The following is a 14,031-nucleotide window of genomic DNA, read 5'->3' as shown; positions in this document are numbered from 1 at the left end:
CTTGAGCCCAAGCGCATTTAATGCTTATTTTAGTAGGCTGTACGTATGAGGCAGTAAGACAACCAAGTGAAGATATAATGAGCAAAACAGAATTTTACGCGGATTTGAACCGCGATTTCCAGGCATTAATGGCAGGTGAAACCAGTTTTCTGGCGATGATCGCTAATACCAGCGCGCTGCTGTTTGAACGACTGGGCGAGGTCAACTGGGCCGGTTTCTATCTTCTGGAAGGCGATACCCTGGTGCTGGGGCCGTTCCAGGGCAAACTGGCCTGCGTCCGGATCCCGGTTGGGCGCGGCGTATGCGGCGCGGCGGTGGCGCAAGCCCAGGTGCAGCGCGTCGAGGACGTCCACGCCTTTGACGGCCACATTGCCTGCGATGCCGCCAGTAATTCGGAAATTGTCTTCCCCCTGCGCGTGAACGACCAGATTATCGGCGTGCTGGATATCGACAGTCCGGCTTACGGCCGCTTCACTGCTGAAGATGAGCAGGGGTTGCGCACGCTGGTCGAGCATCTGGAAAAACTTATCGCGGCCACTGATTATCAAAAAATCTTTACCCGTGTCGTGGGATAATCAACGGATAACGTAGCATTTAGCGAGGACGTCATTATAATGTCGCCTGTTCATGCCTGCGGCTTGTTGGCTACGTCCGTTGTAATCAGGAAATTTCATGGAAAATCAACCTAAGTTGAATAGCAGTAAAGAAGTTATCGCCTTTCTGGCCGAACGTTTCCCTCAGTGCTTCAGCGCTGAAGGCGAAGCGCGCCCCCTGAAAATCGGAATTTTTCAGGATCTCGTTGAGCGAGTGGGTGGTGAGATGAATCTCAGCAAAACCCAGCTTCGCGCTGCATTACGTCTCTATACCTCGAGCTGGCGCTATCTCTACGGCGTAAAAGCCGGCGCTATCCGCGTTGACCTGGACGGCAACCCGTGCGGCGAACTGGAAGAGCAGCACATTGCCCATGCGCGTCAGCAGCTGGAAGAAGCGAAAGCTCGCGTTCAGGCGCAGCGCGCTGCCCAGCAGGCGAAAAAACGCGAAGCCGCTGCCGCTGCAGGCCAGCCGGATGAAGGCGTTCGCCGCGAGCGTAAACCGCGTCCTCAGCAGCCGCGTCGTAAAGAGGGCGCTGAACAGCGTAAACCGCGTCCTGTTGCGGCCAAAGCTCCGCGTGAAGAGCGTCTTACTCCGGTATCGGATGTTTCCGTTCTGACCGTCGGCCAGGCGCTGAAGGTAAAAGCAGGCAATAACGCAATGGACGCCACCGTTCTGGAAATCACCAAAGATGGCGTTCGTGTACAGCTGACTTCTGGTATGTCAATGATTGTACGCGCAGAACACCTGGTGTTCTGAAACGGAGGCCGGGCCAGGCATGAACACATTTTTTAAAATCACCGCGCTTGCGGGCCTGCTGGCAATAGCAGGCCATGCCTTCGCTGTTGATGAAATAACCCGTGCAGATCAAATCCCCGTGCTGAAAGAAGAGCCGCAGCACGCGACGGTGAGCGAGCGCGTGACGTCGCGCTTTACCCGCTCTCACTACCGTCAGTTCGATCTCGACAACGCCTTCTCGGCAAAAATTTTTGACCGTTATCTGAACCTGCTGGACTACAGCCATAATGTGCTGCTGGCCAGCGATGTGGCGAAGTTCGCGGCGAAAAAAGACCAAATCGGCGACGAACTGCGCACCGGGAAACTGGATGTCTTCTACGACCTCTACAACCTGGCGCAGCAGCGCCGCTTCGAGCGCTATCAGTATGCTTTGAAGGTGCTGGAACGTCCGATGGACTTTACCGGCAACGACAATTTCAACCTTGACCGCTCCAAAGCGCCGTGGCCGAAAGACGAGGCCGAGCTGAACAAGCTGTGGGACGCCAAGGTTAAATTTGACCAGTTAAGCCTGAAGCTGGCGGGAAAAGACGATAAAGAGATCCGCGACACCTTAACCCGTCGCTACAAGTTCGCTATCCGTCGTCTGGCGCAAACCAACAGCGAGGATGTCTTCTCGCTGGCGATGACCGCCTTCGCCCGCGAAATCGACCCGCACACCAACTATCTGTCGCCGCGCAATACCGAGCAGTTCAACACCGAGATGAGTCTCTCACTCGAAGGGATCGGCGCTGTGCTGCAGATGGATGATGACTACACGGTGATTAATTCGCTGGTGGCCGGTGGTCCGGCTGCGAAGAGCAAAGCGATCAGCGTCGGCGACCGCATCGTCGGCGTCGGCCAGACCGGGAAGTCGATGGTCGATGTCATTGGCTGGCGTCTGGATGACGTCGTGGCGCTAATTAAAGGGCCGAAGGGCAGCAAGGTTCGCCTTGAGATCCTGCCGGCAGGCAAAGGGGCCAAGACGCGTATCGTCACCCTGACCCGCGAGCGCATCCGGCTGGAAGATCGCGCGGTGAAGATGTCGGTGAAAACCGTTGGTAAAGAAAAAGTCGGCGTGCTGGATATCCCGGGCTTTTACGTTGGCCTGACCGATGATGTGAAGGTGCAGCTGCAGAAGCTGGAAAAACAGAACGTCAGTAGCATCGTTATCGATCTGCGCAGCAACGGCGGCGGGGCGCTGACCGAAGCGGTATCGCTGTCGGGGCTGTTTATTCCGTCCGGCCCGGTGGTGCAGGTGCGGGATAACAATGGCAAGGTGCGCGAAGACAGCGATAACGATGGCGTAGTCTATTACAAAGGGCCGCTGGTGGTGCTGGTTGACCGCTTTAGCGCCTCGGCGTCTGAGATCTTTGCCGCCGCAATGCAGGATTATGGCCGCGCGCTGATCGTTGGCGAGCCGACCTTCGGCAAAGGTACCGTACAGCAGTATCGCTCGTTGAATCGTATCTACGATCAGATGCTGCGTCCGGACTGGCCGGCGTTAGGTTCCGTGCAGTACACCATCCAGAAGTTCTACCGCATTAACGGCGGCAGTACTCAGCGCAAAGGCGTTACGCCGGATATCATGATGCCAACCGGCAATGAAGATCGCGAAACCGGCGAGCAGTATGAAGACAACGCGCTGCCGTGGGATAGCATCAACGCGGCCACCTACGTGAAGTCCGGGGATCTGACCCCATTTGGACCGGAACTGCTCAAGCGCCACGACGAGCGTATTGCCCAGGATCCTGAGTTCCAGTACATCATGAAGGATATTGCCCGTTATAACGCGATGAAGGACAAACGTAACATCGTCTCTCTGAACTACGCTCAGCGTGAAAAAGAGAACGAAGAGGATGATGCGATTCGTCTGGCGCGGATTAACGATCGCCTGAAACGCGAAGGCAAACCGCCGCTGAAAAAACTGGACGATTTGCCGAAGGATTACCAGGAGCCGGATCCGTATCTTGATGAGACGGTCCATATCGCGGTAGACCTCGCCCATCTCGAAAAAGCGCGCCCGGCGGTGGAACCCCCGGCCAGCCAATAAGTCGCCAACGGGCACCCTGAGAGGTGCCCGTTTTTTTTATGCCCTTTGTCATCGCCATTCAGCTCATCTAACAAAATGTCAACCTGCTCTGCCGCTGTCAGCAAGATGCTACAAAATGTAAAGTTGTGTTTTTATCGTGACTTAGCGGGGGCTGATGGTTGAAAATTGCAGCCTGACCCATACGATGTGGGTAATCGCATAGTGCGTTTTGTTAAATTGAGGTAAAAAGAAAATTATGATGCGAATCGCGCTTTTCCTGCTGACGAACCTGGCAGTGATGGTCGTGTTCGGGCTGGTGTTAAGCCTCACGGGGATCCAATCCAGCAGCATGACCGGTCTGTTGATTATGGCCCTGCTGTTCGGCTTCGGTGGTTCTATCGTTTCGCTGATGATGTCGAAATGGATGGCGCTGAAGTCTGTGGGTGGGGAAGTGATCGAGCAGCCGCGCAACGAAACGGAACGCTGGCTGATGAACACCGTTGCGCAGCAGGCGCAGCAGGCGGGCATTGCCATGCCGCAGGTGGCTATCTATCACGCCCCTGACATCAACGCCTTCGCTACCGGTGCGCGTCGCGACGCCTCGCTGGTCGCTGTCAGTACCGGGCTGTTGCAAAACATGAGCCGTGATGAAGCGGAAGCGGTCATCGCCCATGAAATCAGCCACATCGCCAATGGCGATATGGTCACCATGACTCTGATTCAGGGGGTGGTGAACACCTTCGTTATCTTTATCTCCCGCGTTATCGCGCAGATTGCGGCCGGCTTCCTCGGCGGCAACCGGGAAGATGAAGGCGAGAGCAGCAATGGTAATCCGCTGATCTACTTCGCCGTCGCCACGGTGCTGGAGCTGGTGTTCGGTATTCTGGCCAGCATTATCACCATGTGGTTCTCTCGTTATCGCGAATTCCATGCTGATGCCGGCTCGGCGCGTCTGGTGGGCCGCGAGAAGATGATTGCCGCCCTGCAGCGCCTGAAAACCAGCTATGAGCCGCAGGAAGCCAGCAGCATGATGGCGTTCTGCATCAACGGTAAAGCGAAGTCCATGAGCGAGCTGTTTATGACCCACCCGCCGCTGGACAAGCGTATTGAAGCGCTGCGTAGCGGAGAATATCTGAAATAGTCCGTCAATCTGACGCTGAAAATAAAAATCCGCAGCCCGAAGGCTGCGGATTTTTTTTGTCCTTAATCGTCAGGCTGCGCGCGGCTGAGTGATGCGCAGACCGCTAATCAGCGCAGCGACGGTCGCCAGGATGCCGGCCAGCAGCAGGGCGGTGTGGGTGCCGCTGTTGCCGAGCAGGTTGAATAAAAGGGCCACCAGCGCGGCGCCGGTGCTCTGGCCGAGCAGGCGAGCGGTACCCAGCATGCCGCTGGCGCCGCCGCTGCGATGGCTCGGGGCCGAGGCGACAATGGTGTGGTTGTTTGGCGACTGGAACAGCCCGAAGCCGGCGCCGCACAGCGCCATACGCCAGATAATATCCAGATCGCTGGGCGACGCCGGAAGCAGCGCCAGGCCGAACAGGCCGCAGGCCATAACCAGCAGCCCAATGGCCCCCAGCAACCCCGCATGGCATTTTTCAATTAAATAACCGGCCAGCGGCGCCATCACCATCGTTGCCAGCGGCCACGGCGTCAGCAGCAGGCCGGTCTCCACTTCGCTGCGCCCGATCATTGTTTGCAGGAAGAAGGGCAGAGAGACCATCGCCAGCATCTGCGCGCAGAAAGAGCAGATGGAGGTGCAGATAGAGAGGGAGAAGAGCGGGATGCGCAGCAGATCGACCGGCAGCAGCGGGACGGGCATCGTGAGCTGACGGCGAACGAAGAAAAAGCCCACCACCAGCATAGCGGCGACCTCCGCCAGCACCAGCTGAGTGGACTGGCCCTGGGCGAAACCGCTCAGGGCGGTGATCAACAGCCCGAAGGTCAGCGCGTTCATGATGGCGCTCGGCAAATCGAAGCGGACGATTTTGCTGCGCGCGCTGTTGGGCGGCAGAAAGCGCATCGCCAGAAGTAAGGCGACGATGCCGAGAGGCACGTTAATTAAAAACAGCCATTGCCATGAGGCGAGGGAGAGGATCGCAGCGGCGATCGTCGGGCCTGCCGCCGAAGAGACGGCGACGACAAAGGAGTTGATACCCATGCCACGACCGAGAAAGCGCTGCGGATAAATCAGGCGGATCAACGCGGTGTTTACGCTCATCAGCGCGGCGCCGCCCAGCCCCTGGGCGACGCGGGCGAAGGTTAGCATTTCGAGGCTGCGCGACAGGGCGCAGGCCAGCGAGGTAAAGATAAACACTACCAGGCCTATCTTATAGATACGACGATAGCCGACCATGTCGCCGAGGAAAGAGAGCGGTAGCAGGGCGATCACAATGGCGATTTGGTAGGCGTTAACGATCCAGATTGAAGCCGCCGGGGAGGCGTTAAGATCGCTGGCGATGGTCGGCAGCGCGACGTTGGCGATGGCCCCGTCGAGCACGGCCATGGTCAGCCCAAGCACAATGGTCAGAATGGCGCCATAGCGCTGCGGCAGCGGCACGCCATCGGAAGAGTTTTTATCCATGGTGAAAATGAGTCTTAAATGAAACGGTTTTTTGAATGATGAGTTTAGCATTGATTATTCCGCAGTATGTCGCAGATTTGTAACGAAGTGGCAGAAGAATGATTGCGGCGCAGAGGCGGCGAATTTATAATAAAAACCGGTTCTAAATTTTATAAAACAGTTACGACGAGGTGATAAATGGCAGGTGCAGATTTGGATAAACAGCCAGATTCTGTCTCTTCGGTATTGAAGGTTTTCGGCATCCTGCAGGCGCTGGGTGAAGAGCGTGAAATTGGCATTACCGAACTGTCCCAGCGCGTCATGATGTCGAAAAGCACCGTTTATCGCTTTTTACAGACCATGAAATCACTGGGCTATGTGGCGCAGGAGGGAGAGTCTGAGAAATACTCCCTCACGCTCAAACTGTTCGAGCTGGGGGCGCGCGCGCTGCAGAACGTCGACCTGGTGCGCAGCGCCGATATTCAGATGCGGGAACTCTCCCGACTGACGAAAGAGACGATCCATCTCGGCGCGCTGGATGAAGACAGTATTGTTTACATTCACAAGATTGACTCGATGTACAACCTGCGGATGTACTCTCGTATCGGCCGTCGCAATCCGCTGTACAGCACCGCGATTGGCAAGGTACTGCTGGCGTGGCGCGATCGCAGCGAAGTGGAGCAGATCCTTGACGGCGTGGAGTATAAACGCAGCACCGAGCGGACCATCACCAGTACCGCTGAGTTGCTCAAGGTGCTGGATGGCGTTCGCGAGCAGGGATACGGCGAAGATAACGAAGAGCAGGAAGAGGGGCTGCGCTGCATTGGGGTACCGGTATTCGACCGTTTCGGCGTAGTCATCGCCGGGTTGAGTATCTCTTTCCCGACCTTACGGTTCTCTGAAGAACGTTTGCATGAATATGTGGCGATGCTGCACCAGGCGGCACGCAAGATTTCTGAGCAGATGGGCTACAACGACTACCCCTTCTGACCGCGCTGAAGCATTCGGCGACCGCGGCGCTATCGTCGCGGTCGCCGATTCGATATTAGCCGTTATCCACGACGGTTGCGCTTTTACGCAGCAGCGGGCAGCTGCTGACGCCGATCACGCCGCTATCGGAATGCACATAAAGTGCGGTACTGACCCCACGGGCGGTGAGATATTGACACTTCAGGCCCAGGCCGCCGACGTTTTCTTCACTGTGGAATAATACCCCGTAGCCGCTTAATAATACGCCAATCCATAAGATAGCCACGACCACAATAGTACGAATGATTAATCGCATTGATGCCTCATTATTTGTATGATCCTTGCCGTGATTTTGACACGAACACGTTTTGAAACAAGTCGATGATTCCTAAACTTGCCTTTCGTATTACAGTTAGCCGCGGTTTAAGAAGGCCGTGTTATCCTGGCGACATAAAGTACTGATGCGGAGAGTGGAGTGAAAAAATTACGGTGGGTTTTACTGATAGTCATCATAGCAGGCTGCCTGTTGCTGTGGACTCAGATGCTTAACGTAATGTGCGACCAGGATGTTCAGTTTTTCAGCGGCATTTGCACTATCAATAAATTTATCCCGTGGTAAGACATTTTTCTGACGACTGATTTCCTTCTGCGCCGCGGGTGGTAGAATGAACGCCTTCTCTTTGAGGTGGTGAAATGAGTGAGTTACTAAATCCTGGGATCTTAAATCTGGCATCGCTGGCCGTGTCTGTGGCGCTGCTGCTTGTCGGTCTGTTGTTATGGTTCTTCGTCAACCGCGCCAGCTCGCGGGCGAATGAGCAGATAGAACTGCTGCAGGCTCTGCTGGATCAGCAAAAGCGGCAGAATGCGCTGCTACGTCGCCTGTGCGAAGCCAGTGCGCCGGAAAAAGAGGACGTGGTCGAGCCGACCGTCGCCGGTAAGGCGAAAGGGGAGGATGAGTTTATCCGCCTGGTGGCAGAGCGCTAAGTACCTCGACAGGTGTGCATCATATGATGCGCACCTGCATGATAGCGGTCGGTAATATCTTATTCTTATTCCATTATTCCTTTCTCAATGCACTATCCTCTTTTATACACGCTGTAAATAAAGTGATCCCCGCCGCGTTTATTGTCGGATAACGTGACGCTGTCATCTTTTTTTCATTATTAAGGTGCAGAATTAGTACTATTTTTAGCGAGACGACTGAAAGGATTTATTATCACTACACTGGCCTGGCTTTAGCGATTTTTCGTCTGGGGTTATAACGAATTTTGCGCATCAATATTCATCATGGCTCGTCAGTCGCCCGTATACTGGCAGTTCGTATACGGACATACCTGGACGAAGCGAAGTTGTTGAGCTATGGTAAAAAAGTTGCAGTTACAAGGCAGCGCTCCGGCGTTATTGATAAACGCCATAGCGCCTTGCCAGGGGCGGCAAAGACGCATAAATGTGCAGGCGATCAAAGGATTACCTTATAATTTGTGCGAACGATCGAGACACGTTTAAAAATGGCTTGCCATTATTTACGTAGTGTGTGATAACACCTTTCGGGTTAAACGAGGTACAGTTCTGTTTATGTGTGGCATTTTCAGTAAAGAAGTCCTGAGTAAACACGTTGTCGTTGAATACCGCTTCTCTGCCGAACCTTAAATTAGTGCCTCATGCAGTTATGTGTCAGTTTTATCTATGTAAACGCCAGCAGGCGAAGAAAACAGTCTAAGGAATTTTGCAAATGGCAAAGATTAAAGGTCAAGTTAAGTGGTTCAACGAGTCTAAAGGTTTTGGTTTCATTACTCCGGCTGATGGCAGCAAAGACGTGTTCGTACACTTCTCCGCTATCCAGGGTAACGGCTTCAAAACTCTGGCTGAAGGCCAGAACGTTGAGTTCGAAATTCAGGACGGCCAGAAAGGTCCGGCTGCAGTTAACGTAACTGCTATCTGATACAAGACCACTCTTCTTGTATAAAAGCCTCGCCTGTGCGGGGCTTTTGCGTTTTTATTGCAAAGCATGTCATTTTTCCCCCTCTCGTCGCGTCTTGTTGCAAATACTCAACTTTATTAGCATTGTGTAGCAGTCTGTTTTGCTAATTTTCTGTTAAATCAGTTGGTTGCAAAACAATGCCGGAGCTATGGTGCTAAACAAAAAAATGAAGTCCGCCGCCAGCTTTACCCCGATTCGCTTCGGGTTACTCTGTGTGGCCATACTCGGTTGTCTGGGACTGCTATTGGCCCGCGTGGGCTGGCTGCAGATTGTTTCCCCCGATAATCTGGTAAAACAAGAGGATATGCGTTCTCTGCGCGAAGAGCCCGTTGCGGTTGAGCGGGGGATGATCACCGACCGGGAAGGACGACCGCTGGCGGTGAGCGTTCCGGTTAGCGCGATCTGGATCGATCCGCAGACCACCATGGAGAAAGGCGGCGTCGGCTACGGTCCCCGCTGGCAGGCGATGGCCGAAGCGCTGCATCTCAACCTCGGGGAACTGGCCCAGCGGGTACAGAGCCATCCTCACGCCCGCTTTCTCTATCTGGCGCGGCAGATCAATCCCGAGCAGGCGGGGTGGATTGATAAACTGCATCTGCCTGGCGTCTACCTGCGTGATGAATCGCGGCGTTTCTATCCGGCAGGCCACGTGGCTGCCAATCTGCTGGGCTTTACCAATGTCGATAATCAGGGCATCGAAGGGGTGGAGAAAAGCTTCAACGCCCAGTTGACCGGTAAACCCGGGCGACGTCTGGTGCGTAAAGATAAACATGGCAATGTGATTGAGAATATTACCGAAGTACCGCCGGTGCCGGCGCATAATCTGCAGTTGAGTATCGATGAGCGCCTGCAGACGGTAACGGAAGATGCCCTCGACAACGCTGTTCGCTGGAATAAAGCCGAGTCAGGGGCAGCGGTGCTGATCAAAATCGATACCGGCGAGATCCTGGCGATGGCCAGCTATCCCGACTTCAATCCAAACAATCGCGATGCCGCAACGCTGGATGATTTTCGCAACCGGGCCATCAGCGATACCTTCGAGCCGGGGTCGACCGTCAAACCGCTGGTGATCATGACCGCGCTGCAGCAGGGGATTGTCCAGCCGGACAGCGTGGTGGACACCCATCCGTTTGTCCTTGACGGCCACCGTATCCGCGATGTCGGCTATTATCCGGAGCTGAGCCTGACCGGGATCCTGCAGAAATCCAGCGATACCGGCGTGTCGCATCTCTCGCTGGCCATGCCGGTGCAGCATCTGATTGACACCTATACGGCTTTCGGCTTCGGCGAGCCGACGGGGCTGGGGTTGACCGGGGAAAGCGCTGGGCTGATGCCGCATCGTCGCTACTGGGGGCAACTGGATCGCGCCACCTTCGCTTTCGGCTATGGTTTGATGGTGACTCCGCTCCAGCTGGCACACGTTTATGCCACCATCGGCGGCTTCGGCATTGAACGACCGTTGTCGATCACCCGTATCGACCCGCCAGTGATTGGCACGCGCGTAATGCCGGAGAATATTGTCCACAGCGTGGAGCATATGATGGAGAGCGTGGCGCTCCCGGGCGGAGGCGGCACCAAGGCGGCGGTGCGCGACTACCGGGTGGCGGTAAAAACGGGGACGGCGAAGAAGATCGGTCCGGACGGCAAATATATTGATAAATATGTGGCCTATACCGCCGGCGTGGCGCCCGCCAGCCGTCCGCAGTTCGCGCTGGTGGTAGTGATGAACGATCCCAGCAATGGCTCGTATTACGGCGGGGCCGTTTCCGCTCCGGTATTCAGCCAGATTATGGGCGACGTCCTGCGGCTGGAGAACGTCATGCCGGACGGTATGCCGCAAGGCGCGGAGAATCTGATCGTCATGCACGACAGCCACCCGCTGGCGCCGGCGCTGTAACAGTGGTCTGCAAGGGCGAATAGCGCTACACTTTCGCCCTTTCAGCGACACCGGAGCCGTCATGTCATACAGTTGCCCCCTTTGCCACGCGCCGCTCAGCCGTAGCGACAACCACTATTCCTGCCCGCAGCGGCACCAGTTCGATCTGGCGAAAGAGGGGTACGTCAATCTGCTACCGGTGCAGTTCAAACGGTCGCGCGATCCCGGCGACAGCGCTGAGATGATGCAGGCCCGTCGGGCGTTCCTCGACGCCGGGCATTATCAGCCGCTGCGGGACGCTATCGCTGAGCGATTGCGGCACGCTGCCCCTCAGGCGTTACTGGATATCGGCTGTGGCGAAGGATATTACACCCACGCGTTTGCCGCCATCGCCAGCCGCAGCTGGGGGCTGGACGTATCGAAGCCGGCAATCCGCGCGGCGGCAAAACGCTATCCGCAGGTGAATTTTTGCGTCGCCTCCAGCCAGCGTCTGCCGTTCTCCGATAACAGCTTCGATGCGGTAGTGCGCATTTACGCCCCCTGCAACGCCGGTGAGCTGGCGCGAGTGGTGCGGCCTGGCGGGTGGGTGATCACCGCCACGCCGGGACCCCGCCATTTGCTGGAGCTGAAAGGGCTGATTTACGATGAGATCCGCCTGCATGAGCTGAAGACGGAAGCGATGCCGGGGTTCCGCCTGGATGCGCAGCAGCAGCTGGCTTATCCGATGACCCTGACGGGCAGTGAAGCGCAGGCCCTGCTGCAGATGACGCCTTTCGCGTGGCGGGCCAACGCCGACGTGCATGACGCGCTGCGTCAGCAGGCAACCTTTGGCTGCCAGACCGATTTTATGATCCATTGCTGGCAGCGCGAGGAGTAAAGCTTAACCGGCGAAATGGCTCCAGAGGATTTCGCTGCCGATGCCAATCAGCACGATACCGCCGAGAATTTCGGCCCGTTTGCCCAGCAGCGGGCCGATAAAGCGACCTACCATGATCCCCAGCGTCGACATGATAAAGGTGGCGCAGCCGATCGCCAGCGCGGTGGTGACAATGCTGACCTGCAGGAAGGCCAGACCGACGCCGACCGCCATGGCGTCAAGGCTGGTGGCGAAGGCGGTGGTGACCAGCAGCCAGAAGCCATGCCGGCGAGGCGCCTCGCACGCCTCGTCGCTGTCGCCGCGAAACCCTTCGATGATCATCCGCCCGCCGAGAAACACCAGCAGAATAAAGGCAATCCAGTGGTTCCATTCGAGAACAAACTGGCTGGCCAGCATGCCCAGTCCCCAGCCGACCAGCGGCGTCAGGGTTTCAATAGCGCCAAAAATCAGCCCGGTGCGCACTGCTTCTGAGAATTTGGGTTTGTGCAGGGTGGCGCCTTTGCCAATAGAGGCCGCGAAGGCGTCCATAGACATGCCGAAAGCGAGAAGAAGGGTTGCGGATAAATTCATGTGCCTGTCCTGACCGGGGATAATCCATATGACACATCGCTGCCCCCAGTAAATATACGCGGAGCCGCTCAATGGCTGAGCAATACGTACAGCAGTGATGTATCTATGGTCTCGCCTGATTGAATCACTTCAACCCGTACGTGCCACGTTTTGCAACGAGTATGTTGACACGTACATTTCCTGGCGGGCAGGAAATCGGCTACTCCCCAACGACGGGCGCAACCTTAACATATTTTTAGAATATAAAACAATAACAGAAGAGGGCTATTTTAATAACCAAATGATAACGATTTTCATTTGAATTTATAAGTAAATAAATAGTTAATGAAAAACAGAAGAGCAGGTGGGGAAATATAGCCATGGCTATATAATCCCCCAGACGAAATCGGAAAAAACATAGCGCTGGCTATATTTATAACTCATTGAGTTGAAACAAGAAGTTTGTATATCTTCTCCAGATCGTCGATATTTCGTACGCGAATCAGCAGCCGCCGTTGCTCTAATTGCATCACCAGCACGCCGTCTTCGGATAAATTCATCTCTTTAATTCGCTGATATTCTATCCACACGTTGGCGAAGAAAAAGCCGCGCGGTTTGAAAATGATTTTCGGCGTACGGATCCAGAATAAATAGAGTCCCATCAGCGCCAGCGCAGACAATAGCCAGGTGGTGATTGGGGTGCCGTGCTGGGTGATGTTGTTATAGATTAGAATGGCGATGAGGCCGACAAAGATCAGGCCGTCAACGCGGCTGCGGCGAAGCAGGGGAATGGCCAGCAGCACCGGGCCGTTGCGCCTCGGCATAATAAACTGGTCATACACCGCGTAGGCCAGTAGCGCAAGGATGAACAGGATGATCACCAGGTCCGTGAATGTCATTGCTTTGCGTTCCTCCTGATAAAAAAAAGCCGGGGGCTAGCCCCCGGCGTACAACCTGGAAATTACAGACCCAGCAGGCCGACAGCGTAGCCCGCGATACCGATGACGAAGAAGCCAACGATGATCCACAGCGGGTTAACTTTCTTACGCAGCAGCCACATACAGGCGAAGGTCAGCAGCAGCGGTACCAGGCCCGGCATCAGCTGGTCGAGGATCGTCTGCACCGTGGTGACATGAACCTGTCCGTCAGAGCCGGTGATTTTTGACACCACCATCGGAATGTTCACGTGCGTCCACTTGTTAACCAGCGCCCCCATGACAAACAGGCCGAGGATTGACGCCCCTTCAGTCAGTTTCTGCAGGAAGCCGCCGCCCATATCTTTCACGATGTCCACGCCTTTGCGGTAGCCGTAGGCGACGCCATAGTAGCGGGTCAGCAGTCGCACCGCGTTGAACAGGATAAAGAACAGCAGAGGGCCGAGCAGGCTTCCGCTCATCGCGATCCCGGCGCCTAAGGCCGCGAACACCGGACGCACAGTGCCCCAGAAGATTGGGTCGCCGACACCGGCCAGCGGCCCCATCAGACCGACTTTGATGCCGTTGATAGCGCCATCGTCAATCTCTGCGCCATTGGCGCGCTGCTCTTCCATCGCCAGGGTTACGCCCAGTACCGGAGCGGCAACGTAAGGATGGGTATTGAAGAACTCAAGGTGACGCTTAATCGCCTGCTTACGCGCATCGTTATTCTCCGGGTACAGACGACGAATCGCCGGAACCATAGAGAAGCAGAAGCCCAGCGCCTGCATACGTTCGAAGTTCCATGAACCCTGGAACAGGTTAGAACGAATGAACACGCCACGAATATCACTCTGAGTGAGTTTTTTCTCGGTGGTATTTTTAGTCATATCAACCATTTCGCTCAC

14 protein-coding genes and 2 pseudogenes are annotated in these 14,031 nt (G+C 55.6%); 11 read left to right on the top strand and 5 right to left on the bottom strand.

The features are described from left to right. Nucleotides 1–77: 77 nt before the first annotated feature. The 4 genes and pseudogenes from ACLEXF_RS07220 to htpX all read left to right on the top strand — a co-directional run bounded on the left by ACLEXF_RS07220 (nt 78) and on the right by htpX (nt 4,538). Nucleotides 78–591, top strand: a pseudogene (locus tag ACLEXF_RS07220) (GAF domain-containing protein). An 81-nt stretch (nt 592–672) separates the two neighbouring features. Then, nucleotides 673–1,350, top strand: coding sequence for an RNA chaperone ProQ (gene proQ / locus ACLEXF_RS07215; RefSeq protein WP_004203375.1), 678 nt, complete (start codon nt 673–675; stop codon nt 1,348–1,350). Between the two features lie 19 nt (nt 1,351–1,369). After that, nucleotides 1,370–3,418, top strand: coding sequence for a carboxy terminal-processing peptidase (gene prc, locus ACLEXF_RS07210; protein WP_004203373.1), 2,049 nt, complete (start codon nt 1,370–1,372; stop codon nt 3,416–3,418). A gap of 235 nt (nt 3,419–3,653) precedes the next feature. Next, nucleotides 3,654–4,538: a protease HtpX gene (htpX, locus tag ACLEXF_RS07205; protein WP_004203371.1), complete on the top strand. Its 885-nt coding sequence runs from the start codon at nt 3,654–3,656 to the stop codon at nt 4,536–4,538. 69 nt (nt 4,539–4,607) lie between these two features. On the opposite strand, the gene ACLEXF_RS07200 is transcribed toward htpX, so the two are convergent. Beyond that, on the bottom strand, nt 4,608–5,978 hold the full coding sequence (locus ACLEXF_RS07200) for an MFS transporter (RefSeq protein ID WP_064177965.1): 1,371 nt from the start codon (nt 5,976–5,978) through the stop codon (nt 4,608–4,610). A gap of 177 nt (nt 5,979–6,155) precedes the next feature. Between ACLEXF_RS07200 and kdgR the strand changes: the two genes are divergently transcribed. After that, the gene (kdgR, locus tag ACLEXF_RS07195) at nt 6,156–6,947 is read left to right on the top strand and encodes a DNA-binding transcriptional regulator KdgR (RefSeq protein ID WP_004203369.1); all 792 of its coding nucleotides are present in this window, start codon (nt 6,156–6,158) and stop codon (nt 6,945–6,947) included. A 55-nt stretch (nt 6,948–7,002) separates the two neighbouring features. Here the strand turns inward: kdgR and ACLEXF_RS07190 are convergent, their stop codons facing one another. Further along, nucleotides 7,003–7,242 carry a YobH family protein gene (locus tag ACLEXF_RS07190; RefSeq protein ID WP_004203368.1) on the bottom strand — a complete coding sequence of 80 codons (240 nt, stop codon included), beginning with the start codon at nt 7,240–7,242 and terminating at the stop codon, nt 7,003–7,005. A gap of 159 nt (nt 7,243–7,401) precedes the next feature. Here ACLEXF_RS07190 and mgrB point away from each other — a divergent pair, with 159 nt between their 5' ends. The 6 genes and pseudogenes from mgrB (at nt 7,402) to rlmA (ending at nt 11,660) form a co-directional block, all read left to right on the top strand. Further along, entirely contained in the window at nt 7,402–7,545 is a 144-nt protein-coding gene (mgrB, locus tag ACLEXF_RS07185; RefSeq protein ID WP_002911375.1) for a PhoP/PhoQ regulator MgrB, read from the top strand. Nucleotides 7,546–7,619: 74 nt separating this feature from the next. Further along, nucleotides 7,620–7,910: a YebO family protein gene (locus tag ACLEXF_RS07180; RefSeq protein ID WP_004203366.1), complete on the top strand. Its 291-nt coding sequence runs from the start codon at nt 7,620–7,622 to the stop codon at nt 7,908–7,910. A gap of 591 nt (nt 7,911–8,501) precedes the next feature. After that, a pseudogene (locus ACLEXF_RS07175) lies at nt 8,502–8,573 on the top strand (DUF2627 domain-containing protein); the annotation flags it as partial. A gap of 85 nt (nt 8,574–8,658) precedes the next feature. After that, entirely contained in the window at nt 8,659–8,868 is a 210-nt protein-coding gene (cspE, locus tag ACLEXF_RS07170) for a transcription antiterminator/RNA stability regulator CspE (protein ID WP_001062678.1), read from the top strand. Between the two features lie 187 nt (nt 8,869–9,055). Beyond that, nucleotides 9,056–10,804, top strand: a complete 1,749-nt coding sequence (ftsI, locus tag ACLEXF_RS07165; protein ID WP_182949103.1) for a peptidoglycan glycosyltransferase FtsI — start codon at nt 9,056–9,058, stop codon at nt 10,802–10,804. A gap of 61 nt (nt 10,805–10,865) precedes the next feature. Then, entirely contained in the window at nt 10,866–11,660 is a 795-nt protein-coding gene (rlmA, locus tag ACLEXF_RS07160) for a 23S rRNA (guanine(745)-N(1))-methyltransferase (RefSeq protein WP_004203363.1), read from the top strand. Nucleotides 11,661–11,663: 3 nt separating this feature from the next. Here rlmA and mntP read toward each other — a convergent pair whose 3' ends face one another. The 3 genes from mntP to ACLEXF_RS07145 all read right to left on the bottom strand — a co-directional run bounded on the left by mntP (nt 11,664) and on the right by ACLEXF_RS07145 (nt 14,022). After that, nucleotides 11,664–12,230 carry a manganese efflux pump MntP gene (mntP, locus tag ACLEXF_RS07155; RefSeq protein WP_017900206.1) on the bottom strand — a complete coding sequence of 189 codons (567 nt, stop codon included), beginning with the start codon at nt 12,228–12,230 and terminating at the stop codon, nt 11,664–11,666. 419 nt (nt 12,231–12,649) lie between these two features. Further along, nucleotides 12,650–13,108 carry a DUF986 family protein gene (locus ACLEXF_RS07150; RefSeq protein WP_004203361.1) on the bottom strand — a complete coding sequence of 153 codons (459 nt, stop codon included), beginning with the start codon at nt 13,106–13,108 and terminating at the stop codon, nt 12,650–12,652. Nucleotides 13,109–13,170: 62 nt separating this feature from the next. Continuing rightward, a complete protein-coding gene (locus tag ACLEXF_RS07145) occupies nt 13,171–14,022 on the bottom strand; it encodes a PTS mannose transporter subunit IID (RefSeq protein WP_004145526.1) in 852 nt (283 codons plus the stop codon). Nucleotides 14,023–14,031: the final 9 nt, after the last annotated feature.

Origin of the sequence: Klebsiella pneumoniae complex sp. WS1778 (assembly GCF_049472055.1) — a bacterium.
Lineage (GTDB): Bacteria > Pseudomonadota > Gammaproteobacteria > Enterobacterales > Enterobacteriaceae > Klebsiella > Klebsiella quasipneumoniae.
The sequence above is the reverse complement of the archived record's forward strand: the minus strand, read 5'-3'. Positions and strand labels throughout refer to the sequence as shown.